General features: G+C 62.6%; 29 protein-coding genes. 18 read left to right on the top strand and 11 right to left on the bottom strand.

Translation table 11 applies throughout. The annotated features are described in order from the left end of the window. Positions 1–247: 247 nt before the first annotated feature. The 6 genes from pstS (at position 248) to phoB (ending at position 5450) form a co-directional block, all read left to right on the top strand. A complete protein-coding gene (pstS, locus tag AC3CB8_RS01245) occupies positions 248–1303 on the top strand; it encodes a phosphate ABC transporter substrate-binding protein PstS (protein WP_023774100.1) in 1056 nt (351 codons plus the stop codon). Between the two features lie 66 nt (positions 1304–1369). Then, positions 1370–2353: a phosphate ABC transporter permease subunit PstC gene (gene pstC / locus AC3CB8_RS01240; protein ID WP_023794962.1), complete on the top strand. Its 984-nt coding sequence runs from the start codon at positions 1370–1372 to the stop codon at positions 2351–2353. A 3-nt stretch (positions 2354–2356) separates the two neighbouring features. Then, a complete protein-coding gene (gene pstA, locus AC3CB8_RS01235) occupies positions 2357–3208 on the top strand; it encodes a phosphate ABC transporter permease PstA (RefSeq protein ID WP_023774102.1) in 852 nt (283 codons plus the stop codon). Then, a complete protein-coding gene (pstB, locus tag AC3CB8_RS01230) occupies positions 3205–4008 on the top strand; it encodes a phosphate ABC transporter ATP-binding protein PstB (RefSeq protein ID WP_015315386.1) in 804 nt (267 codons plus the stop codon). The genes pstA and pstB overlap by 4 nt, the downstream gene beginning before the upstream one ends. 25 nt (positions 4009–4033) lie before the next feature. Further along, complete coding sequence (gene phoU, locus AC3CB8_RS01225; RefSeq protein WP_023774103.1) at positions 4034–4741, top strand: phosphate signaling complex protein PhoU; 708 nt, start codon at positions 4034–4036, stop codon at positions 4739–4741. A 19-nt stretch (positions 4742–4760) separates the two neighbouring features. Beyond that, positions 4761–5450: a phosphate regulon transcriptional regulator PhoB gene (phoB, locus tag AC3CB8_RS01220; RefSeq protein WP_010911896.1), complete on the top strand. Its 690-nt coding sequence runs from the start codon at positions 4761–4763 to the stop codon at positions 5448–5450. 2 nt (positions 5451–5452) lie between these two features. Here phoB and AC3CB8_RS01215 read toward each other — a convergent pair whose 3' ends face one another. Next, complete coding sequence (locus AC3CB8_RS01215; RefSeq protein WP_352564135.1) at positions 5453–6688, bottom strand: ROK family protein; 1236 nt, start codon at positions 6686–6688, stop codon at positions 5453–5455. Positions 6689–6954: 266 nt separating this feature from the next. On the opposite strand from AC3CB8_RS01215, the gene xylF reads away from it, so the two are divergent. From xylF to AC3CB8_RS01195, 4 genes are all read left to right on the top strand, one after another. Beyond that, on the top strand, positions 6955–7995 hold the full coding sequence (xylF, locus tag AC3CB8_RS01210) for a D-xylose ABC transporter substrate-binding protein (RefSeq protein WP_352564134.1): 1041 nt from the start codon (positions 6955–6957) through the stop codon (positions 7993–7995). 132 nt (positions 7996–8127) lie between these two features. Then, positions 8128–9480, top strand: coding sequence for a sugar ABC transporter permease (locus AC3CB8_RS01205; protein ID WP_352550668.1), 1353 nt, complete (start codon positions 8128–8130; stop codon positions 9478–9480). Between the two features lie 10 nt (positions 9481–9490). Continuing rightward, a complete protein-coding gene (locus AC3CB8_RS01200) occupies positions 9491–10315 on the top strand; it encodes an ATP-binding cassette domain-containing protein (protein WP_352564133.1) in 825 nt (274 codons plus the stop codon). A 138-nt stretch (positions 10316–10453) separates the two neighbouring features. Then, positions 10454–12076, top strand: a complete 1623-nt coding sequence (locus AC3CB8_RS01195) for a CHASE domain-containing protein (RefSeq protein ID WP_023794968.1) — start codon at positions 10454–10456, stop codon at positions 12074–12076. 91 nt (positions 12077–12167) lie between these two features. Here AC3CB8_RS01195 and AC3CB8_RS01190 read toward each other — a convergent pair whose 3' ends face one another. The 6 genes from AC3CB8_RS01190 to AC3CB8_RS01165 form a co-directional block, all read right to left on the bottom strand. Continuing rightward, complete coding sequence (locus tag AC3CB8_RS01190; protein WP_015315393.1) at positions 12168–12413, bottom strand: YMGG-like glycine zipper-containing protein; 246 nt, start codon at positions 12411–12413, stop codon at positions 12168–12170. Positions 12414–12494: 81 nt separating this feature from the next. Further along, positions 12495–12821: a hypothetical protein gene (locus tag AC3CB8_RS01185; protein ID WP_023774109.1), complete on the bottom strand. Its 327-nt coding sequence runs from the start codon at positions 12819–12821 to the stop codon at positions 12495–12497. A 176-nt stretch (positions 12822–12997) separates the two neighbouring features. Continuing rightward, positions 12998–13171 (bottom strand): hypothetical protein, encoded by a 174-nt coding sequence (locus AC3CB8_RS01180; RefSeq protein ID WP_023774110.1) that lies wholly within the window; start codon positions 13169–13171, stop codon positions 12998–13000. A gap of 132 nt (positions 13172–13303) precedes the next feature. Then, a complete protein-coding gene (locus AC3CB8_RS01175; protein ID WP_352564132.1) occupies positions 13304–14338 on the bottom strand; it encodes a sensor histidine kinase in 1035 nt (344 codons plus the stop codon). Between the two features lie 182 nt (positions 14339–14520). Further along, positions 14521–14685 carry a DUF1328 domain-containing protein gene (locus tag AC3CB8_RS01170; RefSeq protein WP_010911886.1) on the bottom strand — a complete coding sequence of 55 codons (165 nt, stop codon included), beginning with the start codon at positions 14683–14685 and terminating at the stop codon, positions 14521–14523. Between the two features lie 204 nt (positions 14686–14889). Next, positions 14890–15684, bottom strand: coding sequence for a response regulator (locus tag AC3CB8_RS01165; protein ID WP_015315397.1), 795 nt, complete (start codon positions 15682–15684; stop codon positions 14890–14892). Between the two features lie 216 nt (positions 15685–15900). Here AC3CB8_RS01165 and AC3CB8_RS01160 point away from each other — a divergent pair, with 216 nt between their 5' ends. After that, the gene (locus AC3CB8_RS01160; RefSeq protein WP_023774112.1) at positions 15901–16104 is read left to right on the top strand and encodes a NepR family anti-sigma factor; all 204 of its coding nucleotides are present in this window, start codon (positions 15901–15903) and stop codon (positions 16102–16104) included. Between the two features lie 3 nt (positions 16105–16107). Further along, a complete protein-coding gene (locus AC3CB8_RS01155; RefSeq protein ID WP_010911883.1) occupies positions 16108–16659 on the top strand; it encodes an RNA polymerase sigma factor in 552 nt (183 codons plus the stop codon). Positions 16660–16702: 43 nt separating this feature from the next. Here the strand turns inward: AC3CB8_RS01155 and AC3CB8_RS01150 are convergent, their stop codons facing one another. Then, entirely contained in the window at positions 16703–17152 is a 450-nt protein-coding gene (locus AC3CB8_RS01150) for a response regulator (RefSeq protein ID WP_435053041.1), read from the bottom strand. Positions 17153–17224: 72 nt separating this feature from the next. Between AC3CB8_RS01150 and AC3CB8_RS01145 the strand changes: the two genes are divergently transcribed. The 3 genes from AC3CB8_RS01145 (at position 17225) to AC3CB8_RS01135 (ending at position 18921) form a co-directional block, all read left to right on the top strand. Then, complete coding sequence (locus AC3CB8_RS01145; RefSeq protein ID WP_023774114.1) at positions 17225–17986, top strand: Crp/Fnr family transcriptional regulator; 762 nt, start codon at positions 17225–17227, stop codon at positions 17984–17986. 121 nt (positions 17987–18107) lie between these two features. After that, positions 18108–18434 carry an ElaB/YgaM/YqjD family protein gene (locus AC3CB8_RS01140; RefSeq protein ID WP_023774115.1) on the top strand — a complete coding sequence of 109 codons (327 nt, stop codon included), beginning with the start codon at positions 18108–18110 and terminating at the stop codon, positions 18432–18434. A 10-nt stretch (positions 18435–18444) separates the two neighbouring features. Then, the gene (locus tag AC3CB8_RS01135; protein WP_352564131.1) at positions 18445–18921 is read left to right on the top strand and encodes a hypothetical protein; all 477 of its coding nucleotides are present in this window, start codon (positions 18445–18447) and stop codon (positions 18919–18921) included. A 23-nt stretch (positions 18922–18944) separates the two neighbouring features. Here AC3CB8_RS01135 and AC3CB8_RS01130 read toward each other — a convergent pair whose 3' ends face one another. Beyond that, on the bottom strand, positions 18945–20477 hold the full coding sequence (locus AC3CB8_RS01130) for a sensor histidine kinase (RefSeq protein WP_023794972.1): 1533 nt from the start codon (positions 20475–20477) through the stop codon (positions 18945–18947). Between the two features lie 145 nt (positions 20478–20622). On the opposite strand from AC3CB8_RS01130, the gene AC3CB8_RS01125 reads away from it, so the two are divergent. Beyond that, on the top strand, positions 20623–20823 hold the full coding sequence (locus AC3CB8_RS01125; RefSeq protein ID WP_023774118.1) for a hypothetical protein: 201 nt from the start codon (positions 20623–20625) through the stop codon (positions 20821–20823). A gap of 29 nt (positions 20824–20852) precedes the next feature. Here AC3CB8_RS01125 and AC3CB8_RS01120 read toward each other — a convergent pair whose 3' ends face one another. Further along, positions 20853–21773: a diacylglycerol/lipid kinase family protein gene (locus AC3CB8_RS01120; protein WP_023774119.1), complete on the bottom strand. Its 921-nt coding sequence runs from the start codon at positions 21771–21773 to the stop codon at positions 20853–20855. Between the two features lie 285 nt (positions 21774–22058). Between AC3CB8_RS01120 and AC3CB8_RS01115 the strand changes: the two genes are divergently transcribed. After that, the gene (locus tag AC3CB8_RS01115; RefSeq protein ID WP_023774120.1) at positions 22059–23378 is read left to right on the top strand and encodes a PRC-barrel domain-containing protein; all 1320 of its coding nucleotides are present in this window, start codon (positions 22059–22061) and stop codon (positions 23376–23378) included. An 85-nt stretch (positions 23379–23463) separates the two neighbouring features. Here the strand turns inward: AC3CB8_RS01115 and AC3CB8_RS01110 are convergent, their stop codons facing one another. Further along, a complete protein-coding gene (locus AC3CB8_RS01110; protein ID WP_023774121.1) occupies positions 23464–25014 on the bottom strand; it encodes an alkaline phosphatase family protein in 1551 nt (516 codons plus the stop codon). Positions 25015–25240: 226 nt separating this feature from the next. On the opposite strand from AC3CB8_RS01110, the gene AC3CB8_RS01105 reads away from it, so the two are divergent. Next, positions 25241–26173 (top strand): VOC family protein, encoded by a 933-nt coding sequence (locus tag AC3CB8_RS01105; RefSeq protein WP_023783666.1) that lies wholly within the window; start codon positions 25241–25243, stop codon positions 26171–26173. The last annotated feature ends 4 nt before the right edge of the window (positions 26174–26177 follow it).

The raw sequence follows: 26177 nt of genomic DNA, 5'->3' as shown, positions 1-26177 counted from the left end.
CATTTGGGAAAAGCCTGGTCGAGTACGGGGTGATTCCAGCCGTCGGTCGGCTCAAGCCCCTGATTCCGGCGGTAAACTCGGACCGCGCCGCGAGCGCCCGAGATCAGCGTCTTTCGCGTTGCCGGCAACGCGTTACCGGGCTGACATGAAACTGTCATGCGACTGTTATAATCGAAGGCTATTGGCCTCAGCGGGCGCCGGCTAGAAGTGGCGCCGAGAGACCATCTTCCGAACAGGAGCAGGCCACATGAGACATTTCATCCGCTCGGCGGCCGTTGCGATTGCAATGGCTGCGGCGTCCACCCTCACCCTTTCCGCAGCAATGGCAGCTGACCTTTCCGGCGCCGGCTCGACCTTCATCTATCCGGTGTTCGCCAAATGGGCCGACACCTACAAGAAGGATACCGGCATCGGCCTCAACTATCAGTCGATCGGCTCGGGCGGCGGTATCAAGCAGGTCATCGCCAAGACCGTGACCTTCGGCGCCACCGACAAGCCGATGTCCGACGCTGATCTGCAAAAGAACGGCCTCGTGCAGTTCCCGATGGTGATGGGCGGTATCGTGCCGATCGTCAACCTCACGGGCATCAAGCCGGGCGAACTCGTCCTCGACGGGAAGACGATTGCCCAAATCTATCTCGGCGCCATCACCACCTGGGATGACGCCGCGATCAAGGCGCTGAACCCCTCGCTCACCCTGCCGTCGACCGCTATCGCCGTCGTGCATCGTTCGGACGGCTCGGGCACGACGTTCAACTTCACCAACTACCTGGTGAAACTGTCACCCGACTGGAAGGACAAGGTTGGTTCGGACACGGCCGTCGAATGGCCGACCGGCGTCGGCGCCAAGGGCAGCGAAGGCGTTGCCAACACCGTCAAGCAGACCGACGGCGGCATCGGCTACGTCGAATATGCCTATGCCAAGCAGAACAATCTCTCCTACTCCAAGATGCTGAACGCCGCCGGCAAGGTCGTCGAGCCGTCGCTCGAATCCTTCGGCGCGGCTGCTTCGAACGCCGACTTCAAGGGCGCCAAGAACTTCAACGTCATCATCACCAACGAGCCCGGCGACGCCAGCTGGCCGATCGCTGCCTCGACCTGGGTGCTGATCCACAAGGCCCCGGACGATGCCGCGGCCACCGGCGAAGCGCTCAAGTTCTTCGCCTGGGCCTACAAGGACGGCAAGGAAACCGCCAAGGCGCTCGACTACGTGTCGATCCCCGACAGCGTCGTCGACCTGATCAAGGCTTCGTGGAAGGCCGACATCCAGGCCGACGGCAAGCCCGTCTACGCCGGCGAGTAACATCTCTCTGGAGGAGCGCCGCCCCGCGGCGCTCCTTTTCAATCAACACAAAGAGCCGAGCTTGACATGAGCGCTGCCCAGGAAGCCTTGCCAGCCGTTCGAGGTTCACGTGACGCCACCGTCAGACGGTTCGCGTTGACCGATTCGATCTTCCATGGGCTGACCCGCGCCGCCGCCATTCTCGTGTTGGTGCTGCTCGGCGGCGTCGCCATCTCATTGTTCGCCGGTTCCTGGCAGGCCCTGTCGACCTTCGGCTTCTCCTTTCTGACCACCGAGAGCTGGAACCCCGTCACCGAGAAATTCGGCGCCCTGGCGCCCATTTATGGCACCATCGTAACCTCGGCCATCGCCATCCTGATCGCCGTGCCGCTCGGCATCGGCATCGCCATTTTTCTCACCGAGCTTTGCCCGCGTCCGCTCCGGCGCCCGATCGGCATGGCGGTGGAACTGCTCGCCGGCATCCCTTCGATCATCTACGGCATCTGGGGCCTGTTCGTGTTGGCACCGTTCCTGCAGACGACAGTGCAACCATTCATCATCAGCGTGTTCCATGGCATTCCCGGCCTTAGCAGTCTGTTTGCCGGCCCGCCCTACGGCATCGGCCTGCTGACCTCGTCGCTGATCCTCGCCATCATGGTGCTGCCCTTCATCACCTCGATCACCAAGGACGTGTTCGACACGGTGCCGCCGGTGCTGAAGGAGTCCGCCTACGGCATTGGCTGCACGACCTGGGAAGTGACGCGCCGCGTCGTCATCCCCTACACCCGCATCGGCATCATGGGCGGCGTCATGCTCGGCCTCGGCCGCGCGCTTGGCGAAACCATGGCGGTAACCTTCGTCATCGGAAACGCGCATCGCATCTCTACCTCGCTGTTCGCGCCGGCAACGACAATCTCCGCGACCATCGCCAATGAATTCACCGAAGCCGTCGGCGATCTCTACACGTCCTCGCTGGTGGCGCTCGGCCTGATCCTGTTCGTCATCACCTTCCTCATCCTTGCCATCGCACGCTACATGCTGATGCGCATCGACGCCCGCACCGGAGCCTGACCGATGTCGACAGCCTCGTCGCTTCACAGCCGCCGCAAGACCAGAAACTCGGTGATGATGACGCTGTGCGTCGTCGCCGCGGGCATCGGGCTTGCCTGGCTGGCACTGATCCTCGGCGCGCTGGTCTACAAAGGCGCCGCCGGGCTGTCCCTTGACGTCTTCACGCGGATGACGCCGCCCCCCGGCGATGCGGGCGGCCTGCTCAACGCCATCTATGGCAGCGTGGTGATGACCGTCATCGCCGTCATCGTCGGCACGCCGATCGGTGTCCTCGCCGGCACCTACATGGCCGAATATGGCCGTTTCTCCAAGCTCACCACCGTGGTGCGGTTCATCAACGACATCCTGCTGTCAGCGCCGTCGATCATCATCGGCCTTTTCGTCTACGAATTGATGGTGCGGCCGATGGGGCATTTCTCGGCCATCGCCGGCGCCGTCGCGCTGGCCATCCTGGTCATCCCCGTGGTCGTGCGCACCACCGAGGACATGCTCAACCTGGTGCCGAACGCCTTGCGCGAAGCCGGCACCGCGATCGGCGCGCCGCGCTGGGTGGTCATCAAGTCGGTCGCTTACCGCGCGGCACTGTCCGGCATCGTCACCGGCATATTGCTGTCGATCGCCCGCATCTCCGGCGAGACCGCGCCACTTCTTTTCACGGCGCTGAACAACCAGTTCTGGTCGAGCAACCTCAACGCGCCGATGGCCAGCCTGCCGGTCACCATTTTCCAGTTCGCTCTCAGCCCCTACGAGGAATGGCAGCAACTGGCCTGGACCGGCGCACTCATAATCACATTGACGGTTCTCGCGCTCAGCATCTTCGCGCGCAGCCTGACCGGACGCAGAGAGGACAAATGAGCCAGATGTTGTCTCCAGACATGACGATTGCCGCCGAGGCAGCCGCCAAGGCGAAGATCGAGGTCAAGAACCTCAATTTCTACTACGGCCAGTCGAAGGCGCTGAAGGACATCACCTTGTCGCTGCCCGAGCGCAGCGTGACTGCCTTCATCGGACCGTCGGGTTGCGGAAAGTCGACGCTGCTGCGCGTCTTCAACCGCATCTACGAGCTCTACCCCAAGCAGACCGCCGAGGGTCAGGTGCTGCTCGACGGCCAGAACGTTCTCGACCGCTCGCAGGACCTCAACCTGTTGCGCACCAAGATCGGCATGGTGTTCCAGAAGCCGACGCCGTTCCCGATGTCGATCTATGAGAACATCGCCTTCGGCGTCCGGCTCTATGAGAAGATCGGCAAGGCCGAGATGGACGGCCGTGTCGAGCAGGCGTTGAAACGCGCCGCGCTCTGGAACGAGGTCAAGGACAAGCTCAATGCCAGCGGCCTCAGCCTGTCCGGCGGCCAGCAGCAGCGGCTTTGCATCGCCCGCACGGTGGCGGTGAAGCCGGAGGTCATCCTGCTCGATGAGCCGGCGTCGGCGCTCGACCCATTGTCGACCGCGAAGATCGAGGAATTGATCGACGAGTTGCAAGCCGACTACACAATCGTCATCGTCACCCACAACATGCAGCAGGCCGCGCGCGTCTCGAAGCAGACGGCTTTCATGTATCTGGGCGAGCTGGTCGAATTCGACAAGACCGAGAAGATCTTCACGTCGCCTCGCGAGAAGCGCACGCAGGATTATATCACCGGCCGCTTCGGCTGATCTCACGCATACGAGGACCAGGATCATGGCCGAACACACAGTCGCAGCCTTCGACGAGGATCTCGGACAGATCAGCAGGCTGATCAGCGACATGGGCGATCTCGCCGGCATTATGGTCGGCGGCGCCACCAAGGCGCTGCTGAATTCCGACAACGCGCTGGCACAGCGCGTCGTCTCCGACGACGCCATCATGGACGCGCGCCAGCGCGAACTCGATGATCGCGCCATCACCCTGATCGCCAAGCGCCAGCCGATGGCCGACGATCTGCGTCATGTGGTCGGCTCGATCCGCATGGCGGGCGATCTCGAACGCATCGGCGACCTTGCCAAGAACATCGCCAAGCGCGTCGGCTCCGTCGGCCTCACCGCCACGCCGCGCGACCTGTCGCATTCCATAGACTCCATGGCGCAGCTGGTGCTGATCCAGGTGCAGGGCGTGGTCGAGGAATATGCGGCCGGCGATGCCGCCGCCCTCGCCAAGCTCAGGAATGACGACGAACGCATCGATGTCAAATACACTTCGGTCTTCCGCGAACTCCTGACCTACATGATGGAGGATCCCCGCAACATCACTGCTTGCACGCATCTTTTGTTCTGCGCCAAGAATCTCGAACGCATCGGCGACCATGTGACCAACATTGCCGAGAATGCGTATTATGTGCTGACCGGCACGCAACTGCCCGCCAACCGTCCGAAGCAGGACGAGACGGCGATGTCGGTGCCGGCGGCTTGACGGCAGGGATGATCAATCGATGATCGCGCCACGCATCATGGTGGTGGAGGACGAGGAGCCGCTGGGCGTGCTCCTCCGCTACAATCTGGAGTCCGAGGGTTACCAGGTCGAGGTGGTGACACGCGGCGACGAAGCCGAGATCCGCCTCCAGGAAAACGTGCCCGACCTCCTGGTGCTCGACTGGATGGTGCCGGCGGTTTCCGGCATCGAACTCTGTCGGCGCCTGCGTATGCGGCCCGAGACGGAGCGGTTGCCGATCATCATGCTGACGGCGCGCGGCGAGGAGAGCGACCGCGTGCGCGGCCTCTCGACCGGCGCCGACGACTATCTGGTCAAACCGTTCTCGACGCCGGAATTCATGGCCCGGGTCAAGGCGCTGCTGCGCCGCGCCAAGCCGGAAGTGTTGTCCAGCGTGCTCAAGGTCGGCGACATCGTGCTCGACCGCGAATCGCACCGGGTCTATCGCAAGAAGAGCGAGATCCGGCTCGGACCGACCGAGTTCCGCCTGCTCGAGTTCATGATGCGCCATCCCGGCCGCGTATTCTCGCGCAGCCAGTTGCTCGACAATGTCTGGGGCGAGACGATCTACATCGACGAGCGCACCGTGGATGTGCATGTCGGCCGCCTGCGCAAGGCGGTAAACAATGGCCGCATGCCCGATGTGATACGCACCATCCGTGGCGCAGGCTACGCGATCCGCGAGGATTGAGATCAGGCCACGTTCTTGCCGGATCTCACCTGCATGCCCGGCGCGAAGATCTCCTGGTCGACGAAGGTGAGCGCGCGCATGGCGCAGCCCTCGCGGATCAGCGGCAATTCGTTCGGCTCTGTATCGAAGGAAATCGACGTCGAATGCTGGCCGCCGGCGGTCTGGGCGATGGCCTCGCGCAAGGCCGGCTCGATCAGATCGAAGGCGGCGGCGCTGACGCCGACCATCGCAACGGGCGCCGGATCGATCAGCGCGAACAGGCTGCCAAGCCCATAGCCCAGCGCCTCCCCGGCCTTGCGATAGGCCTCGCGTTCCGGTCCGTCTCTTTCGCGCGCCGTGGCCGCCAATGCACGCATGTCGGCGTCGCTGACGTCGACCGGTTTGGCGTCCTCACCCATCTGTCCTGCATTGCGCCAGATGGCATAGTTGCCGGCATAGGCCTCGACGCAGCCGCGCCGCCCGCAGCGGCAGAGCGCGCCGCCCGGGCGATGGATCATGTGGCCGAACTCGCCGCCCGAGGAATGGGTGCCTGTGAACAGCTCGCCCTTCAGCACCAGGCCCATGCCGATGCCGTGCGAGAGCAGGATGGCGATGAAGTCGTCGCGGTAGCGCTCGGGGTCGCGCCAGCGCAGCGCCACCGCCATCATGTTGCAGTCGTTCTCCATGGTGGCGGGGATGCCGAATTCGGCTTCGAGTATATCGGCGAAGGCAATGTCCGTCTGGGGCGTGATCGGCGACCACAGCATGGCGCGCGCCTCGGTGTCGGTGATGCCCTGGATCGCCAGCGCGATGCGGGCGATGCTGGCGACGTCGAGGTCGGGATCCTCGAGGCGGCGCCGGACGATGGCCACGCATTCGCCGATCAGCGCCTCGCGCGACATGGTCAGCGTGTCCAGCCGGCGCTGCTCCTCCGATATCACCTGGCCGGCGTAGTCGATGACGGCGACGGAGAGGAAATTCAGCGACAGCACCACGGTCATGACCGCCGCGGCCTCGGGGTTGAGGCCAAGGCCAACCTGCGGCCGGCCGCGTTTCAGTGAGCCGGCCTCGTTCGGCTTGCCTTCGCTCAGGATACCTTCGCCGATCAGGTCGGCTGATATGGCCGATATAGTCGAGTGGCTGAGGGCGGTGGTGGCGGCGATCTCGGTGCGCGAGGGCTGGCCACCCCGGCGCACGGCCCCAATCACCATTGCGCGATTGCGCCGGCGCAGATCGTCGTGGCGGATTCCGACCGACATGATTTCCCTCCCCGTCGCCGCGGTTCTTGACGCCTCCTCGAACACCCTCGGCAACAGGTCGAATACTGGCAGAAGCGGCTGGGGCTGTCATTTATTTATTGCGAGGCTCGAAAAAAGGCTTCCGGCACCTCAAAATCCGTCATAATCGATGTTGACAGGGTTCCGGCGATGGACCAGTGTTTTTTCGAGGCTCGAAAAAATAGGGCCTTCGTGCCGGCCTTTGGGGCCAGTTTGGTCGCGCCACACGCGGGCGCAGGGAGGATATCATGAAGAGATTCACAGTCGCCATTCTGGCGGGTGTCGCCATGTCGCTTACGCTCGCGTCGGTCGCTCAGGCGAAGGACAAAGTGATCGGCGTGTCGTGGTCGAACTTCCAGGAAGAGCGCTGGAAGACCGACGAGGCGGCCATGAAGAAGGCCATCGAGGCCGCGGGCGACAAGTACATTTCCGCCGATGCGCAGTCCAATCCCGGCAAACAGCTGACCGATGTCGAGAGCCTGATTTCGCAGGGCGCCAGTTCGCTGATCATCCTGGCGCAGGACGCGTCGGCCATCGGCCCGGCGGTACAGAAAGCGCTCGACGAGGGCATTCCGGTCGTCGGCTATGACCGCCTGATCGAGAACAAGGACGTCTTCTACCTGACCTTCGACAACAAGGAAGTCGGCCGCATGCAGGCCCGCGAAGTGTTCAAGGCGAAGCCTGAGGGCAATTACGTCTTCATCAAGGGCTCGGGCGCCGATCCGAATGCCGACTTCCTGTTCTCGGGCTCGATGGAAGTGCTGAAGGCAGCCATGGACAGCGGCAAGATCAAGAATGTCGGCGAAGCCTATACGGACGGCTGGCTACCCGCCAACGCCCAGAAGAACATGGAACAGTTCCTCACCGCCAACGACAACAAGGTCGACGCTGTGGTCGCCGCCAATGACGGCACCGCCGGCGGCGTGGTCGCGGCGCTGACGGCGCAGGGGCTCGCCGGCACCGTGCCGGTCTCTGGCCAGGACGGCGACCACGCCGCGCTCAACCGCATCGCGCTCGGCACCCAGACCGTGTCGGTGTGGAAGGACGCGCGCGAACTCGGCAAGAACGCCGCCGAGATCGCCTCGCAACTCGCCGACGGCAAGAAGATGACCGACATCGCCGGCGTGAAGGACTTCACGACGCCTGGCGGCAACACCGTCAAGTCGCTGTTCCTGACCCCGGTGGCCATCACCAAGGACAATCTCAACCTCGTTTTCGACGCCGGCTGGATCAAGAAGGACGAAGTCTGCACGGGTGTCGCCGCCGGCAGCGTCGCGGCCTGCAACTAAGCTTGATCGCCTGAAAAGTCGGAAGCGCCGCGGCTCATGAGTCGCGGCGTTTTCTCAACGAGATTTGTGTTTCGCTAACTTCTGGGCTCTGGTCCGGCTCCGCGTCAGACGGCAAGCCGCTGGGAGGACATCATGACCGACACGACCTCAACCTCGCGGGCCGATACGGCGCGTGCGTCGGAACTCGGCGCGGTCGCCCGGTTCCTCAAGGCGACCGAGATCGATACCCGTATGCTTGGCATGATCGGCGCGCTGCTGTTGATCTGGGTCGCGCTGCATGTGATTTCGAGCCTGCGTCTTGGCGTCGATCCGCTCGATTTCGACAGCCGCACGTTTCTCACGCCACGCAATCTGTGGAACCTGTCGGTGCAGACGTCCGCGGTCGCCATCATGGCCTGCGGCATGGTCCTGGTCATCGTCATGCGCAACATCGATCTGTCCGTCGGTTCCGCCGAGGGCCTGATCGGCATGGTCATGGGCTTTGCCCAGGTGCATTTCCTGGTTCGCTTCGTGGGACTTGAACTCGGCAACCCATGGATCTGGGTCCTGGCACTGGTCATCGGTCTGGCGCTCGGGCTTTTGATCGGCGCGTTCCAGGGCTTCGTCATCGCCTATCTGGAAGTGCCGGCCTTCATCGTCACACTGGGTGGCCTGCTGGTCTGGCGCGGGGCAGCCTGGTGGGTCACGTCAGGCCAGACGGTGGCACCGCTCGACGCCACTTTCCAGTTGATGGGCGGCGGACCGACCGGATCGATCGGTGCCACCTGGAGCTGGGTCGTGGGCATCGTCGCCTGCCTGGCCGTCGTGTTCGCGCTGTTCAACGGGCGGGTTCAGCGCAAGCGCTTCCGCTTCCCCCTGCGGCCGATCTGGGCCGAGACGCTGCACGGCGTCGTCACCTGCGCCGTCATCATGGGCGCGGTCTGGCTGGCCAACTCCTATCCATGGCCGATCGGGATCGTGAACCGGTACGCGGCCGCCAACAACATCTCCGTGCCGGAGGGTGGGCTGTTCATCGCCCACGGCATCGCCATACCGGTGCTGATGGCGGTCGCCGTCGGTCTGGTCATGACCTTCATCACCAACCGCACCCGTTTCGGCCGCTATGTCTTTGCCATTGGCGGCAATCCGGAAGCGGCCAATCTCGCCGGCATCAACACGCGCTGGATCACCATGAAGGTGTTCATGATCATGGGCGTGCTGGCCACGATCGCCGCCGCCATTTCGTCGGCCCGGCAGAACTCGTCGACCAATGTGCTGGGAACATTGGATGAGCTGCTCGTCATTGCCGCGGCCGTCATCGGTGGCACCTCGCTTGCCGGCGGATCGGGAACCATCATCGGTGCCATGCTCGGTGCATTGCTGATGCAGTCGCTGCAGTCGGGCATGGTGCTGCTCGGCGTCGACTCGCCGTTGCAGAGCATCGTCGTCGGCGCCGTGCTGGTCATCGCCGTCTGGCTCGACACCGTCTATCGCAAGCGGGTTTAGGGGTACGACCATGGCTGACAAAACCGCTCCCGTAACGGCCCTCACAACCGCGCCCGTTGGCACGCCGCTGGTCGACATGCGCAACATCTCGATCGCCTTCGGCGGCATCCGTGCCGTCGACGACGCCTCGATCGATCTTTTCCCCGGGGAGGTCGTGGCGCTGCTCGGCCATAACGGCGCCGGCAAGTCGACGCTGATCAAGATCCTGTCCGGCGCTTACAAGCGCGATGCGGGGCAGATCTTCGTCAATGGCGAGGAGGCAGCGATCTCCAACCCGCGCGACGCGAAGAAATACGGCATCGAGACAATCTACCAGACGCTGGCGCTGGCCGACAACGTCGATGCCGCCGCCAACCTGTTCCTCGGCCGCGAGCTGATGACCGCCTGGGGCACGCTCGACGACGTCGCCATGGAGGCCGAGGCGCGCAAGGTGATGGGGCGGCTCAATCCCCGCTTCCAGCGTTTCAAGGAGCCGGTGATCAAGCTGTCGGGCGGTCAGCGGCAGTCGGTGGCGATCGCACGCGCGATCCTGTTCAACGCCCGTATCCTGATCATGGACGAGCCGACGGCGGCACTCGGCCCCCAGGAAACGGCACAGGTCGGCGAATTGGTCAGGCAGCTCAAATCCGACGGTATCGGCATCTTCCTGATCAGCCACGACATCCACGACGTGTTCGAGCTGGCCGACCGTGTCTGCGTGATGAAGAACGGCCAGGTGGTCGGCACCGCCCGCACGACTGACGTCACGCAGGACGAGGTGCTTGGGATGATCATCCTGGGCAAATGCCCTCCAGGTGCTATTCCGGGGCCGGGTGCGCTGAGGATCGCCGCCTGAGGCCGGCCAGGCCGTCTCGGGCAACGCCGTTGCCGCTCACGTGATATGCCAGTGATGACGATGGTTTGGCCTGACCATTGTGTTGGCCCGGCGACTTCCCCATAAAAGGTCTGTTTTGCTCATGGACCGCATCATCCGTTGAAGAAGCTTTTTCCAATCGTCGCCTTCATTGCCGTTGCACTGATCAGCATGACCATGGCGGGGTTCGCTTATTTCGCGACCCAGGAAGCCGCCCGCATCAAGTTCGAAGGGGCGGCCGATGACGCCCTCAACCGGATCGAGAGCCGTATCGACCTGCACCTGTCGCTGCTGCGCTCGACCCAGGCCCTGTTCGACGCGCGCAATGGGGATATTTCCCAAAACGAGTTCAAGGCATTCTTCAAGGCGCTGGATGTCGACAACAATTTCGCCGGCCTGCGAGGCATCGGCTTCCTGCGGCTGGTCAGGACGGGCGACGAGGCTGCGGTGGAACGCGACATCCTCCACGATTTCGGCGCCAGTCATCCGGTCTATCCGGAAACGACGCAGGCCTGGCGCGCGCCGATCGCGCTTTTCGAGCCGCTCGATCCGTCCAACCAGACCATCATCGGGTACGACATGTTCAGCGAGCCGGTGCGGCGTGCGGCGATCGAAAAAGCCATGGCCGACGACCAGCAGCATGCGAGCGGGCTGGTGCAACTCGGCCAGGGCACGGGCGTGGCGCAGACGTTCACGGGCTTCCTGGTTTATGTGCGGCTCAACGTCGAGACGGCACCGGAGGTCATCAACGCATCGCGGTCCTCGACCGCCGGCTTTCTCTATGCGGCCTTTCGGGCCCGGGACCTGTTCCAGATCGCGCTTAGCCGTACGCCGCTGCTGCCAGTCAACACCGAGATCTATGATGGAGCGGTGAACGGCGACAATCTGTTGTTCCGCTCGGAGACGCCACCGGCTTCGTCCTTGGGAGACCGGCTGCTGGTCACCCGCAAGATGACCGTGGCGGGACGCCCTTGGACCGTGTTGTTCAGGCCAACCAGCGCCTTCTCGCAGCCCTCTTCGCGCGCCATCCCCGTAATGCTGGGGCTGTTCGGCCTGCTCCTGGCAGGCGCCATCGCGCTGGTGGCGCGCTATCAGGAGCGAGCCTATGACGCAGTGTCGGCCTTGCACGAGACGATGGAAAAAAGCCTGCTCGAAAAGGACCTGATGCTGCAGGAGATGAAGCATCGCATCAAGAACTCCATCACCAGGGTGCTGGCGATCGCGCGGCAGACGGCTTCGCGGGCAACCGACGTCAATGAGTTTTCCGCTTCCTTCTCGGCCAGACTGCAGGCGATGGCCGCCTCGCAGGACATGTTGACGCGCTCGCGCTGGCAGAAAGCCGACCTTGCCGATCTGCTGCGCATCGAGCTTGGCCAGGTGTTCGGCAAGGAACTGCCGGACGGGCTCCTGTCAGGCCCGGAGGTGCTGCTCGATGAAACCACGACGCAGGCGCTTGGCCTGACCTTTCATGAACTCGCCACCAATGCGCTGAAATATGGCGAAGCCGGCAATTTCGTTGGCGCTCTCAAGGTGAACTGGTCGCTGGAAGGGCGCGGGCGCGAGCGGACGTTGGCGCTGAACTGGCGGGAGGCGGGGAAGAAGAGGGTAGAGGCGCCGTCGCGGACGGGATTCGGCACCAAGCTGATCGATCTCAATGTCACGCGCGAGTTGCGCGGCACGATTAGACGCGATTTTCGGGCCGATGGCCTCAAGGTGGAAATCAAAATTCCACTGACCGGCTGAAACCCACCCGTCAGCGGGCCTAGCGGCAGACTCCCAGCCACGAAAATCCGGAGGCCGTTGAGCCTCCGGATTTTGTCTTGTTATCGCTGAATTAGTTACAGCGTGCCGTGTAGATCCGGCCGCGATGGTCGCGATACTGGCAGTAGCCGTTGCGCAGGTTGCGAACCAGCAGGCCGGAGCCGGCACCGACGGCCGCGCCGATCAGGGCACCCTTGCCGCCGCCGACCAACCCACCCACACCCGCGCCGATCAAGCCGCCGCCGACGACGTCCTGCTCGGTCGAGGTACAGCCGCTGACGGCGACCACCGCAACCATGGCAATAAGTATTTTCCGCATAGAGTCACTCCTCACTTGTGTCCACACTTTGGTAAGCTCCAACAGCCATTTAGCACGAAATGACGGCCTTTGCTGCTGCATTTATTGTTGGCTAAGGTAGTCCTTTTCTGGGCGGATCGTGTTCGATGCCATGACGAAGTTGGATATGGCCAACGAAGCGTCAAGACTACCATCTGGCCGCACCTTCCAGACAATCTGATCGTAGTCATCCTCCAAGGCGGGATCGACCGCGAGGCATTTGGCGACGACATGCTGCGCCTGCCCCTGCACGTCGCCCAGTGCGAAAGGGCGCTCAGCGGTGCATTCGTCAGCAGTCGCAAAAACACTGACAGGGACCTGCAATTCCCGACATTCGGCCATCGTGTTCGAGCAACCGATCACCAGTAACAACGCGGCTATGTGTTCCATGACGAATGTTCCTCTGGCCGCATTAACGGCCGGCATCGTCAAAAAGTTCCTGTCATTCCAACAGCGTTACGCGAATAGTTAGCAGAAAGCCGCGGCTCCTCACGGTTGGAGGTGCCGCGCTTTTTGACCCGCCCGGCGACTTCGACTGGCGCGAACAGTGAGGAGGGCTGATTTTATCAGGTCAAGTGCCAGAAAAGGGCCAGCACCATGATCGCGGCCGCGGCAAGAACGATCCCTTTCATCAATCCCCTACCTGCAGGGAGTGCCTCCACGGAGGGTTCGGAATCAAGAAATTCACCCATCGAAATGCGGGCGGCTTGTTCCAATCTGTTGATATCGGCAACCGTCAAGACATTCCTTCCGTACCGTGCTTCAAGCCTGCCAACAATCTCCGAAGGCAGGGCAGGTTCCGACGGCATCTGGCAAAAACAGAGTCCCATTTATGGTGAACAGCCGGTTAAGGATCGTTGTTTGCCACGCTCTCACTGCGTCTCGAAATTGCTGTGCGGCACGACAAGGCGATATTCGAGGTGACCCTCGCCGATATCCAGGTTCGCGGTTCCGTTCAGGGATGCCGGCACCACCCGCTCCAACGCGACGCTGCCGAATCGCCGTTGACCGCCGCCACCGCGATTGGCTTCTATGGTTTCGGCCCATGTCAGCGACAGGGCAACCTCCCCCGTGGCAGCAGCGTCGAGTTGGGCGGTGACCTCGACGAAGCCACCCGGCCGGGACAGGGCGCCGTAACTCACCGAGTTGACGGCGAGCTCATGCATCGCCAGCCCGATATGCAGCGCGGCGTTGGGATTGAGGTAAGGATTGGCGCCGCGAAAACGGAGACTTTGCGACGGGTTCGCGCCATAGCGGCCGACCTGGCCCGCCACCAGTTCACGAAGGGCTGCCCCTCGCCAATTGGAGGATGTCACCAGATCCTGGGAGGAGGCCAGCGATTGCAGCCGGCCGCGGAAGCGCGTCAGGAAGTCGCCGATGCCGTCGGAATAGCGACCGGTCTGGGTCGCGATGCTCTGGATGATCGCCAGGAGGTTCTTCGAGCGATGACTGACTTCCCGCAGCAGCGTCGTCAGCGTCTGTTCGCGCCGCTTTTGCTCGGTCGTCTCGACCATGGTGGTGACGACGCCCTGGACATCGCCATCGTCGCCTCGGTCCGCGTCGACCCAAATCTGAAACCAGCGAACCCCATTCTCGACCGGGACACTGATTTCAAGGCGCTGGGGATTGCCGGTCGCGATCACATCGCGCTTGGCGGCGCCGATGCGGTCGGTCTGCGCCGTCGGCAAAATGCAGTTGCCATCGACATCGTCGGAGGCCCAAGGGGCGCGCATGTTGCGGGCCCATACGGTCTTCATCTCGCGATCCTGATAGAGGACGGAAATGCCGGCATTGTGGAGCGCGTGGAGAAGAGCCCGGCCAAGCTGCATGCCGCTCTCGGCGGGATGCATGGCGATCGCTTCATCGCCCCGTGCGCCTTCCTCTCTATTTGAAGTCCTCGAGCGCATCGGTCAACCTGTCCACCCAACTCAGACTGAACCGCTCACCTGCCACATCGGTTCCAAATGAATCTGGATAACCACCCCTCCTAAAGCGGTCCGCCGGACGGTGTCCATTAAAGGACACCGCCCGGCGGTGGCTGGAAACCGTTTGAGGGGTGCGGCTTCCAGTGTTCCTCTATTCAGCAGGCTCACGCCCGTCTGAAAAGGCCAGCCAAAAGCGAAATGACCAGGAATGCGAGGAAGATGAAGAACAGAATTTGCGCGATACCGGCGGATGTGCCGGCGATGCCGCCGAAACCAAGCGCGCCGGCAATAATCGCCACGACGAGAAATACGAGCGCCCAGTAAAGCATGGTTCATCTCCTTCCTATGATACGGTAAAAACGTGGGTAAATGCGGTTTGTTCCACCATTCGCCGAAAAAGGCGATGCTTGCAAACCGTTCCGCTAGCGTGGGCTGGAAATTCGCCGGCGGCCGATCCGGCTTGTCAAGAAGGCCACCGAATGCATCGCACCCAGTGGCCTGTTATGTCCTTGTCCGGCTCTCGAGGCCGCGACTTATGCAGCGGCCTTGGCCTGCCGGTCGAAGAACAGCGCCTGGCTGATCAGCGCCTTCACCATGTCGGGATTGAACGGCTTGGTCACGAGGAAGGCAGGTTCGGGACGCTCTCCGGTCAGCAGACGCTCGGGAAAAGCGGTGATGAAGATTACCGGCACCGATGTCGACGACAGGATTTCGTTCACCGCCTCGATGCCCGAGCTGCCGTCGGCGAGCTGGATATCGGCGAGCACCATCTTCGGACGGGTCTTGCCGAACATCGTCACCGCTTCGGCATGGGTACGCGCCGTGCCCACGACCCGATGGCCGAGGCTCTCGACCATCTCCTCTATATCCATGGCAATGAGCGGCTCATCCTCGATGATCAGCACGTCGGTCGCCACCTGACGGGAAATCTCGTTGCTTGCCTGGGCAAGCAGCTCGGAGAATTGCTGGTCGCCGACATCGAGGATCTCGGCCGCCTCGTCCTCGCTGAAACCTTCGACGGCAACCAGCAGGAAGGCCTGGCGGGGAAGCGGCGCGATCGCATTGAGATTGGCGGCCGCGCGCTGTTCCCAGCCCGCCTGCGTCTGCTCTTGCGGAACGCGGATGGCAACCGATGTGAAGAGCTTGGCGAAAACCTTGTATAGAGCGATCCGGTCACTCGACGCCTCCGGGAAGATGTCGACATCGGCAATGATAGCCTCCAGCATCGCGGCGACCAGCGCGTCGCCGCTCTCTTGCGATCCGGATACGGCACGCGAAAAGCGCCGCAGGAATGGCAGATGCGGAGCGATGGTGGCGGACAAGCTCATAATAGACGTCTCCCTCAGATGACGCATTGGACGGATTCGGGCTATGCCGATTGCAAGCCCCGTGGAAGACAACGCCGCTTTTCTGAAAAAGTTCCGCCGGTATGGAACGAATCAGCGGCAATGGCGTTTCAACGTCGGGATGGGCAACCAGACGAGGGTGCCGCTTGCCTTGTGTTGTGTTGTGAGCGGCTTGAGTTCTGGGAATATAAGGGCGAAATGAAGGATATGACCAAAGATATTCTGGCTGGCGTCACGGGCAGGCGCCGGAACGGTGCCGGCGACCCGTTGGGGCCGAACTCCGAAATCGGACGCAAACTCAAACAATATTACGACGAGCTGGTCTCTGACAATGTGCCGGATCGCTTCGCCCAGTTGCTCAGCCAACTGGAACAGGCCGAACCCGCACAGAAGAAGGACTAGGACATGGCAGCGGTGTCCCAAGGCTTCAAGACCGATCTGCTTGGGGCAATCCCGAGCTTGCGGGCCTTTGCCGTGTCGCTGACGCAGAATGCCGACAAGGCCGACGACCTCGTTCAGGAAACGTTGGTCAAGGCCTGGGACAAGCATGAAAGCTTCCAGCCCGGCACCAACCTCAAGGCATGGCTTTTCACGATCCTGCGCAATGAGTTCTATTCGCAAATGCGCAAGCGCGGCCGCGAGGTGCAGGACAGCGACGGCATCATGACGGCCCGGCTTGCAGTGCACCCGGCCCAGCACGGCCAACTCGACCTCAAGGATTTTCGCGGTGCGCTCGAGCAATTGCCGGAGGACCAGCGCGAAGCCATCATCCTCATCGGCGCATCGGGCTTCTCCTACGAGGAGGCCGCCGAAATCTGCGGTTGCGCGGTCGGAACGATCAAAAGCCGCGTCAGCAGGGCTCGCACGCGCCTGCAGGAAATCCTGAAAATCTCAGGTGAGGACGAGTATGGCCCCGACGCGATCTCGGCTCAGGTCACCGGGACGGCCGCGCATTGAAATGAGGGCCGAATAACGGCGCTTCGGACGTGTCGCGTCAGTCTCAGCCAGGGGAGCCGCGACCATAGGCCAGGGCCAAGGCTTCGACGAGGTCTTCGCCCGAATAGGGCTTGGTGACCAGCCTCACCCCCGGGAAGGACGCCTTGATCTCATCCGCATCGGAGTAACCGGACGCAAACACGAACGGGACGCCGGTCTCACGAAGGCCCGCGGCAAATTCAAGCGTCGAGGCGCCACCCAGCATCAGGTCGACAATGGCCGCGTCGAAATCCTTCGCGACCTTCCGGCCGTCGACCTCGGCCAAATCGCGGGCAACCACCACCTCGCCTGCACCGTGGTCACGGCAGAGTTGCTCGACATCCATGGCGATGAGGAATTCATCCTCCAGGACAAGAATGCGCAATCCATCAAGTAATTGGGGCACAGGCAATTGCTCCTTGAAACGCCGGGAGTCATGATCGTAATTTGGTGTGTTGTCATTTAAAAAAGACATCCGCCGACAGGCCGATCTCGGCAACGCGCAAAAACAGACCTGCTCACGGCAGGCATTCGCAAGAGGGTCGAAATGCCAAGCCAGACCGGGCGCTCTTCCTCAAGCCGTCAATACCCGTGCGAGCGATGCCCGTTAAGGTCCCTGCCGGTGTTCCGGGAGTTCGAGAAGCCGGAGCTGGCCTTCATCAGCAAGCTCAAGAAGGGAGAACTCGCGGTCGACAAGGGTGCCACGGTCCTCGTGGAAGGAAGCCACAGCGCGCATCTCTACACGGTGCTGTCCGGCTGGGCGTTCCGCTACAAGCTGCTGCAGGACGGCCGGCGGCAGATCCTCAATTACCTCATGCCCGGCGATCTCATCGGTCTGCAAGGTAGCGTCATGGGGGAAATGCAGCATTCCGTCGAGGCGCTGTCGCCAATGCTGCTTTGCGTGTTCGAACGCGACAATCTGCTCGAGATCTACCGCAACCATCCGGGCCTCGCCTACGACATCACCTGGATCGCTTCGCGGGAGGAGCGAATGCTGGACGAGAACCTGCTCAGTGTCGGCCGCCGCAGCGCGATCGAACGCGCCGCCTATCTTGTCGCCTTCATCGCCAGCCGTGCCAAGGTCGTGGGCCTGAACGGCACGCAGTCCATCCAGATACCGATCACGCAGCAGCACATCGCCGACACGCTTGGCCTGTCGTTGGTTCACACCAACAAGACGATCCGCAAGCTGATGGACCGCCAGCTGATCGTCTGGCGCGACGGCGGTTGCGGGGTCGTCGATATTGAAGGCCTCAAACAGCTCGCCGGCTGGGAGGGGCTGGCCGAGGGCCGTCGGCCGCTGATCTGACCTGCACCTTGCCGGGGGCGGATCGGGTGCGCGTGACCGGGTTTTCGGGTAGTTTGTCCCGACATCGGAACCTTGAGACGCAAGGCGCGTTTGAAATCGAGCAATCACAAGGAGTTAAGCAATGGCCACCGTCGCAGGGAAGACAGCCAACGAAGCGCGGACGAATCCGGATCTGGAAGCCGACATCAGGCAGTTGAAGGCCGATATCGACAAGCTCACCAAACAATTGGCCAAGACCGGCGAACACGGCTATGGCACAGCGCGGCGCGCGGCGGCCGAAGGCGTCGACCAGTTGCGCGCCCAGGGGGAGGCCGCCTTCGACAGCTTGCGCGGTAACGCCAGGGATATCGAGGCGCAGATGGTGGCAAGCGTGCGCGAAAAGCCGGTGACGTCGCTGGCTATCGCCGCGGGCGTCGGCTTCCTGTTCGCGCTGCTCACGCGTCGCTAGTTCCGCCGAGATGGGACTGCTGGCATCGTTGCTCTCGGGTTTCGCCTCGGGCGAAACCGTGGCCGCCTTACGTCGAGCACGGACTGCGGCCATCGTCTATACGCTTGCCGCGCTGGCGGCGTTCTGTGGCATCGGCTTCCTGATTGGCGCGGCCTATATCTGGACATCGGCCCGCTACGGATCGCTGGCTGCGGCGCTTGGTTTCGGTGTCGGCTTTCTGGTCATCGCGGGCCTCGTTCTTTTGATCCATCGGCTGATGTCGGGCACGCGGATCCGCCGCGAGGCTAGGCGGCGCAAGACCGACATGAAAGCGATCGGCATTACGGCCGCGCTCGCTGTGCTGCCGACGTTGCTCAAAGGTGGGCTCAAGGGAAAAGGTGGGCTCGGGATTATTGTGGGTCCGGCCGTGGCGCTCGCGGCCTATGCCATCTACCGCGAGAATGTGAAGTCCGACACCAACCACCACCCGGATGCCGGCGAGGGGTAGTCGCGCCAGCGGCCGTGCTCACGTCACCTCGACAGATCTTCCAGCGGCATCGATATTTCGGCGAAGACCCCATCGCGCCGGAATTCGTGGGTTACTTCGCTCGAAATCACCTTGGCCAGACTGCGCCGGATGAGGATCGAGCCGAAGCCTTGCCGCTCGGGCGGCGCAACGTCAGGACCGCCGCTTTCGCGCCAGGTGAGCACCAGGCGCCTGTCGCCATTCTTGCCTTGCGCTTTCCAGTCGAGATCAACCTTGCCTGACGCAACCGACAGGGACCCATATTGCAGCGCGTTGCTGGCCAGCTCGTGCAAAATCAGCCCGAGGCCGACGGCCTGGTCGGGCGAGAGCAACAGATCGGCGCCCGAGATTGCCAGCCGCGGCTGGGCGGCGCTGTCGAAAGGTCTGATTTCGACCTGGACGAGTTCGCGGATGCCAATGCCGCGCCACTCGCGGTCGGACAGCAGACCATGGGCGATACCCAGGGCCTGAAGCCGCGCGCTGAAGGCTTCGAGGAATTCGCTCGGCTGGCGGGCATGGCGCACGGTCTGGGTCGCCAGCGCCTGGACCGTCGCCAGCGTGTTCTTGACGCGGTGGTTGAGTTCACGCAGCAGGAGCCGTTGCCGTTCGTCACCGAGCTTGCGTTCCGAAATGTCGTAGTTGACGCCGAAAATCAGCGTCGGCTTGCCCTCGCCATCGCGTTCGATGACACGGCCGCGCGTGGCCACCCATCGCGGTGGATGGAAGCCTTTCACCCGGTATTCGCCAAAATAATCGTCACTGCCGGTCAAGGCATCACGAAAGCTGGTTTCGGTCTGGTAGACGTCGCGTGGATCGATGGCCGTCAGAACGTCGCGGGCCCGCAACCGTGTCGAGCGCGGCAGGTTGAACAATTCCGGCAATCGGACGTCGCAGTCGATTACGTCGGTGCGGACGTCCCAGGCCCAACTTGCCAGCGAAGCCGCATCAAGGGCGATGGCGCGCCGCTTTTCCTCACGCGCGAGCGCGGCTTCGGCGACAGCGCCAGTGCGGGTCGCGTGCTTCAGGGTGAACAGGCTGCCGGCGAGGCCGGCAAGCGTTTTCAACTGGTCGAGCCTGGACCGGGACGGGTGGGCACACGGCTTGCGGTGCATGACGCACAGGGTTCCGATTCGCGCTCCCGCGACAATGATCGGGACGCCCGCATAGAAGCGCACATGATGCTTGCCGGTCACCAAGGGATTGGCGTCAAAACGCTGGTCGGCCCCTGCGTCCGTCACCACCATCGGCTCATCGCCAGCGGCGATGGCGTGCGCACAGAAGGAGATGGCTGTCGCAATCTGTGTTTCTTGCATGCCAGAACAGGATTTGAACCATTGCCGATCGAGATCGACAAGCGTGACCAGCGCGATCGGCGCGCGCATCACAGCGGCGGCAAAGCCGCCGATGCGGTCGAAATCCGAGTCGGGCGCCGTATCCAGCATCTCAAGCCAGTGCAGCACTGCCAGCCGGTGCTCGTCCTGCACGGCGCGCGCAACCTCGGCCGGCAGACCGGCTGCTGTTTCCACCCTGCTATTCAAACCAAGTTCCCGTGGCTTGCCATGATGTCCTTGCCGTCGCGGACCCGAGACAGCCCGGCACCCGGAACCATCCTTGCGAGGGACCGTTACCCGAGCGTGATTTGCCGATCGCGTCAGCCGACGCGAAACCAGACGAGGACCCGCCATGGCCAGGAACATTCCCGAAAACAAAGCGCGTCAGGGGCGGTGGGGTTGGCATGGGTTCCGAATCCTGATCGCCGGACTGCTCCTGGTGCTCGTCGCCTGGGGCGTCGCCGAGATATACGGCGTGTTGATCAAGGCGCCGAACAGCGACGAGCAACATGTCCCCACGCCGCCGAGCACCAGTCCGGCGCCCTCCGGCTGAAGTCAGCACCTTGATGGCTTCACACCGCATCAGGCGGCCTTCACCTGGGCGACGCTGGCCGGTACCAGCACATTGAGCGCTCCAGGTTTGATTTCGATCGTCGTCTCGCGATCGAGCCTGACCAGTTCGCCGTCCATGACGGCACGGAACTTCCTGCCGCCGGAATGGATTTTGAGGGTCGCCCTGTCGGCCTGGTGGATTTCGACATGTTCGTTGTCACGCCACTTGCCACGCGCCACGTTGAACAAGAACTTGACCAGTTCGGCGCGTTGCTGAGCTACGGTGACGTAAATGCCGAGCACGCCACCGGCCGGATTGTCGGCATAGGGCAGGTGACCTTCACCGAAGAGATTGTTGGTCACGCCGAGGCCGGATATGCGGGCAGTCATCTCCGCTTCACCGATGCCGAGCGTGACGTTCATTGCCGGCGGGTTCTTGATCGTTGCCCAGGCTGCCTTCGCGGAAGCGCCGATCTTGCCCAGGCGTGAGCCGAATTCCATGCCCTGGCGCAGTTGCACCATCTTGGCATGCATGCCGATCGAGAACTGATGAACGAAAGGCTGGCCATTGGCCGTAGCCATGTCGACCGCGATGATTTCGCCGTCGGCGAAGGATTTCAGCGCCGCATCGAGCGACTGCGGAATACCAAGGCCCCGCGCAAACAGGTTCATGGTGCCGGCCGGCAATATGGCGAGCGCCTTTTTCCTGCCCATCAGCCTGGCGGCCGCGGCCGAGATGGTGCCGTCACCGCCTCCGGCGAGCACGACGTCGACAGCGTGGCGCGACGCCGCGCTGTCGAGGGTGTCCACAACGTCCTTGCCGCCAACAATGTCGATGCTGAGAGAGTGGCCCGCCGATTCCAGCGTCTGACGCATCCGGTCCGAAAAGGCGGCGAGATCGGTGGTACGCAAGGTGCCGCCGTCCCGGTTCAGCACCGCTGCGAACTTCATGCCCCGCTCCGCTGCTCAGTTCTAACCGGCCGGAGTACCCCAGCCAACGGCTGAAACGCGCCAAATCCGGAATGGTTCCGGCAGGCCGGAATCTCTGGCCAGCCCCAGGTTTTCGGCAACGGGCGGTCAGATCCGCTTCTTGGGATTTGGCTCGGCCACAGCGGATTTGTCGGAACAACAGCATGGTCACGACGTTGTGAACCTGCAGAGATGTCGCGTCCGATCCCCAGTGCGGGGCTCAACCGGGCGCGGCATGTACGAAATCAGGCACGAGGAGAGAGTATCATGATCCGCACCCTTTTAGCGACGACCGCCCTTGCGACAATGGTTGCAACCGGCGCCTTCGCGCAGAGCGCTGCAACCCCAGCCCCCGCGAACCCGCCCGCCGCCCAGGAGCCGGCCGCGACGGCGCCGGTACCGCGCGCTGAAGGCAGCATCGTCACCAACATCATCGGCGAAACCGTCTACAATGGCACTGGCGACAATGCCGAAAATATCGGCAAGGTCACCGACGTGGTCTTCGACAAGGACGGCATGGCGAAATCCGTCGTCATAGGCGTCGGCGGTTTCCTTGGCGTGGGAACCAAGAATGTCGCCTTCGACTACGACAAGCTGCAATGGGCCGAGAAGAACGGCGATCGCTGGCTGGTAGCGCAGACGACGAAGGACGAACTGAAGGCGCATCCGGAGTTCGACAGCAAGGCTTACGCCTCAGCCCCGGCCGCAGCGACGAACGCCCAGGCCCCGGCCACGTCGACGACCGCACAGGCGCCGGCCACGTCGACCGACACCGCACAGCAGTCCACTAACGCCGAGCCGGTCAAACCGGCTGATGGCAACCTGGCCACAAACATCATCGGTGAAAATGTCTACAACGGCACCGGCGATGACGCCCAGAAGATCGGCGATGTGAACGACATCGTGCTGACCAAGGAAGGCAAGGCGCAGTCGCTGATTATTGGCGTCGGCGGATTCCTGGGCATGGGCGAGAAGAATGTGGCCTATGATTTCGCCAAGGCGAAGTGGGCACAGAAGAACGGCGACCGCTGGTTGGTGGCGCAGACCACCAAGGAAGAGCTGCAGGCGCAGCCGGATTTCGACCGCAAGGCCTATGATCCGGCGCCCGCAACGACGGCATCCAATGAACCCGCGGCAACCGCGCCGTCCGCCACGACAGCTCCCGCCGCCGCTCCGGCGAACAAGACCGCGGCGGCGCCGGCTGACGCCACGGCTCCTGACCAGACACAGACCGCGGCCATCGACAAGTCCAAGCTTACCGAGATGCCGGTTGGAGAGATCAGGGGCGACGATCTGAAGGGCACGACGGTCTATGGCGCCAACGACGCCAAGGTCGGTGAGATCGGCGATGTGGTGCTGACCCCAGACAAGAAGACCGACGCCGTGATCGTCGATGTCGGCGGCTTCCTTGGCATTGGCGAGAAGGAGGTCGCGGTCGGCATGGACAATTTGAAGTTCATGACCGACAAGGACGGCAAGAAGTACCTTTATACGACCTTCACCAAGGAGCAGCTCGAAAAGCAAGCGGCTTACGACAAAGGCTCCTACGCTCAGAAGCGCGACGAGCAGCGTCTGATCGTCCGGTAGGATACGTCGACAGGTCAGGATACTTCGATAGGCAAGGATATTCGATAGGCAAGGATAAGGGCGGTAGGGGAATCCCCTACCGCCCTTATTGCGACTTGGAATATCCAGCCACTCCGTTTTCCGTCAGTTCCAAGAGGGCAAGCGATTGGTCGAGATGTTCGGCGCGCCAGGCGAGCAGCCTTTCGGCGAATTCCAGTCGGGTGGAACGATGTGCCGGGCTGCCGGCGAGGTTCTTCGATTCGCCAGGGTCGTCCTCCATATCGAAAAGCAGCGGCGGCAGGCCGCCGCCAAAATGCACGTATTTGAATTTCTTCGTGCGGATGACAGCGAGGTTGCACTGGCGCGAGGTGATGCCGAAGTGTCGTTCGGCTTCACCGTCCGCGATCGAGCGAAAGTCGAACTCCCAGTGCGCGGCGTCGCGCCAAATGGCGGGCGTTCCACCGCTCAGGAAGGGTTTCAGCGAGCATCCGTCAAGGTGCGGTTCGGGAGACACTCCCAGCAGGTCGATGAGCGTAGGCAAAATGTCCACCGCTTCGGTGAAGCGATCGACAGCACTGCCGGCAACCTTGCGGTGGCGTGGATCGCGGATGATCAGCGGGATATGGTAGCTGCCGTCGAAATAGCCGCCCTTGCCCAGCATGAAGTGGTCGCCCATCATTTCGGCATGGTCGGAGGTGAGCACGATGATCGTGTTGTCCCACGCGGCTTCGGTCTTCAGCGCTTGCCACAGGCGACCGAGCTGCGCGTCCACCTCCGAGATCATGCCGTAATAGATCGCCCGGATGCGGCGGAAATCATCCTCGCTCCAGTCGTGCACCTTGCCCGTGGCGCCGGGGCGGAACTTTGCTCGTTTTTGGCGGTCGAGGTCATAGGCGACGTAGGGGTGGCCCTGAGATTCGGCACGCCAACTTTCCGCGCGGTGAAAAGAGGGGCCGTCCGCGGGATCGTATTGAGTGTTGTACGGTTCCGGTACGATGAAGGGCGGATGCGGGCTGATAAAGGAAAGATGCGCAAACCACGGCGTGGCCTCGTCCTGCTCGCCCAGCCAGCGGATGAACTCGCCGGCAAGGAAGGCCGTCGGCGTCTGGTCTCTGGAGTAGACGGGTGGCGCCTCGGTCACCGCACCGTCGACCTCGCCCACGGGGCGGTGGATGTCAGGACTTCCAGCGCCGGCATCGATGCCCTGCTGCTTTAGCCAGGACAGCCACTGCTTCTGATGTTCGGGCAGGAATTGGCGCACCGTGAAGCCGGGCAGCACACCCTCATAGCTGTGCAACCGTGGATCGGCTGGTGCAAGCTGGCGCGGATCGAGCGACACATCGGTATAGCCGAACAAGGTCGGATCATAGCCGACGCTGCGCGCGGCGAGCGCAATATTGCCGTGGCGGGCGTCGAGCGGCGTGCCGTTGCGGCAGACACGATTGTTCATCTGATAGAGGCCTGTGTAGAGGCAGGCACGGGCGGGTGAGCAAGGCGCCGCGCCGCCGTAATGGCGCTTGAACAGCACACCGTCGGCGGCCAGCGCATCGACATTCGGCGTTTTCAACTGGGGATGACCGGCAGCCGACAGGCAATCGCCGCGCCACTGGTCGCAGGTAATAAGGAGGACATTTGGCCGCCTGCCTTTTCCAGTCACTTGCGCTACCCCTCTCCAGTACGTTCGAATGCGCACATGGAACCGATTCCATCGACCGCGCAAGACCAGCGTTGTTTGCTAAACGGTGAACAAGAGTCTTTTGATTGTTCTCTTTTTAGGCACAGTCCATCCTGTGTTTGCCGCCTTTGCCATACTCGCTCGTATTCTCATATTTGCGAGGACAGCGGCGAGGGCCGCACAAACACCAAGGGAAGGAGCAGAGACCATGCTCGACCAGATCAAGGGCTTGCATCACGTCACCTCGATGGCCAGGGACGCAAGGCAGAACAATGATTTCTTCACCCACAAGCTCGGCCTGCGCCGGGTCAAGAAGACGGTCAATTTCGATGCGCCCGACGTCTACCATCTCTATTATGGCGACGGGGCTGGCACACCCGGCTCGGTAATGACCTATTTCCCGTTTCCCAACATCGGGAAGGGCCGCCCTGGCGTCGGCGAAGTCGGCACCACGGTCTATTCCGTGCCGGAAGGCACGCTCGCCTATTGGGAAAAACGCTTTACCGACGAAGGCGTAACCAATGTCTCCCGCGAGGAAAGCTTTGGCGAGAACCGGCTCGCATTTGCCGGCCCGGACGGCGACGGGTTTGCCCTCATCGAGGACAAGGCCGACGGCAGAGCGCCCTGGGTTAAGGGCGGTATTGCCGCGGACGAGGCGATCCGCGGCTTTCACTCGGTTTCGCTGAGGCTGAAGGATGGCGGCGCCACCGAGGAGTTGTTGAAGTTCATGGGTTACGAGGAGGTCGACAAGTCAGGCAATATCAGGCGGCTCGCCGTCAAGAACGGCAACGGCGCCGATTTCGTCGATATCGAAGCGCTGCCGACCGCACCCTTCGCCGATCTCGGCGCCGGCTCCGTCCATCATGTGGCCTTTGCTGTCGAGAACCGCGTCAAGCAGCTTGAAGTGCGCAAAGCGCTGATGGATACGGGTTATGGCGTGACGCCGGTGATCGACCGCGACTATTTCTGGGCGATCTATTTCCGCACGCCGGGAGGCGTGCTGTTCGAAGTCGCCACCAATGAGCCGGGTTTCGACAAGGACGAGGACACCGCCCATCTCGGCGAGGCGCTGAAGCTGCCGACCCAGCATCAGCATCTGCGGCCATATCTCGAACAGCATCTGCAGAAGTTGGAGGGCTGAGACG

The sequence above is a fragment of the Mesorhizobium sp. P160927 genome, assembly GCF_057766385.1.
The sequence above is the reverse complement of the archived record's forward strand: the minus strand, read 5'-3'. Positions and strand labels throughout refer to the sequence as shown.

Coding starts and splice junctions, on each gene's coding strand:
- pstS (WP_023774100.1), top strand. CDS start 248: ATGAGACATTTCATCCGCTCGGCGGCCGTTGCGATTGCAATGGCTGCG.
- pstC (WP_023794962.1), top strand. CDS start 1,370: ATGAGCGCTGCCCAGGAAGCCTTGCCAGCCGTTCGAGGTTCACGTGAC.
- pstA (WP_023774102.1), top strand. CDS start 2,357: ATGTCGACAGCCTCGTCGCTTCACAGCCGCCGCAAGACCAGAAACTCG.
- pstB (WP_015315386.1), top strand. CDS start 3,205: ATGAGCCAGATGTTGTCTCCAGACATGACGATTGCCGCCGAGGCAGCC.
- phoU (WP_023774103.1), top strand. CDS start 4,034: ATGGCCGAACACACAGTCGCAGCCTTCGACGAGGATCTCGGACAGATC.
- phoB (WP_010911896.1), top strand. CDS start 4,761: ATGATCGCGCCACGCATCATGGTGGTGGAGGACGAGGAGCCGCTGGGC.
- AC3CB8_RS01215 (WP_352564135.1), bottom strand. CDS start 6,688: ATGTCGGTCGGAATCCGCCACGACGATCTGCGCCGGCGCAATCGCGCA.
- xylF (WP_352564134.1), top strand. CDS start 6,955: ATGAAGAGATTCACAGTCGCCATTCTGGCGGGTGTCGCCATGTCGCTT.
- AC3CB8_RS01205 (WP_352550668.1), top strand. CDS start 8,128: ATGACCGACACGACCTCAACCTCGCGGGCCGATACGGCGCGTGCGTCG.
- AC3CB8_RS01200 (WP_352564133.1), top strand. CDS start 9,491: ATGGCTGACAAAACCGCTCCCGTAACGGCCCTCACAACCGCGCCCGTT.
- AC3CB8_RS01190 (WP_015315393.1), bottom strand. CDS start 12,413: ATGCGGAAAATACTTATTGCCATGGTTGCGGTGGTCGCCGTCAGCGGC.
- AC3CB8_RS01185 (WP_023774109.1), bottom strand. CDS start 12,821: ATGGAACACATAGCCGCGTTGTTACTGGTGATCGGTTGCTCGAACACG.
- AC3CB8_RS01175 (WP_352564132.1), bottom strand. CDS start 14,338: ATGCGCTCGAGGACTTCAAATAGAGAGGAAGGCGCACGGGGCGATGAA.
- AC3CB8_RS01170 (WP_010911886.1), bottom strand. CDS start 14,685: ATGCTTTACTGGGCGCTCGTATTTCTCGTCGTGGCGATTATTGCCGGC.
- AC3CB8_RS01165 (WP_015315397.1), bottom strand. CDS start 15,684: ATGAGCTTGTCCGCCACCATCGCTCCGCATCTGCCATTCCTGCGGCGC.
- AC3CB8_RS01160 (WP_023774112.1), top strand. CDS start 15,901: ATGAAGGATATGACCAAAGATATTCTGGCTGGCGTCACGGGCAGGCGC.
- AC3CB8_RS01155 (WP_010911883.1), top strand. CDS start 16,108: ATGGCAGCGGTGTCCCAAGGCTTCAAGACCGATCTGCTTGGGGCAATC.
- AC3CB8_RS01150 (WP_435053041.1), bottom strand. CDS start 17,152: ATGTCTTTTTTAAATGACAACACACCAAATTACGATCATGACTCCCGG.
- AC3CB8_RS01145 (WP_023774114.1), top strand. CDS start 17,225: ATGCCAAGCCAGACCGGGCGCTCTTCCTCAAGCCGTCAATACCCGTGC.
- AC3CB8_RS01140 (WP_023774115.1), top strand. CDS start 18,108: ATGGCCACCGTCGCAGGGAAGACAGCCAACGAAGCGCGGACGAATCCG.
- AC3CB8_RS01135 (WP_352564131.1), top strand. CDS start 18,445: ATGGGACTGCTGGCATCGTTGCTCTCGGGTTTCGCCTCGGGCGAAACC.
- AC3CB8_RS01125 (WP_023774118.1), top strand. CDS start 20,623: ATGGCCAGGAACATTCCCGAAAACAAAGCGCGTCAGGGGCGGTGGGGT.
- AC3CB8_RS01120 (WP_023774119.1), bottom strand. CDS start 21,773: ATGAAGTTCGCAGCGGTGCTGAACCGGGACGGCGGCACCTTGCGTACC.
- AC3CB8_RS01115 (WP_023774120.1), top strand. CDS start 22,059: ATGATCCGCACCCTTTTAGCGACGACCGCCCTTGCGACAATGGTTGCA.
- AC3CB8_RS01105 (WP_023783666.1), top strand. CDS start 25,241: ATGCTCGACCAGATCAAGGGCTTGCATCACGTCACCTCGATGGCCAGG.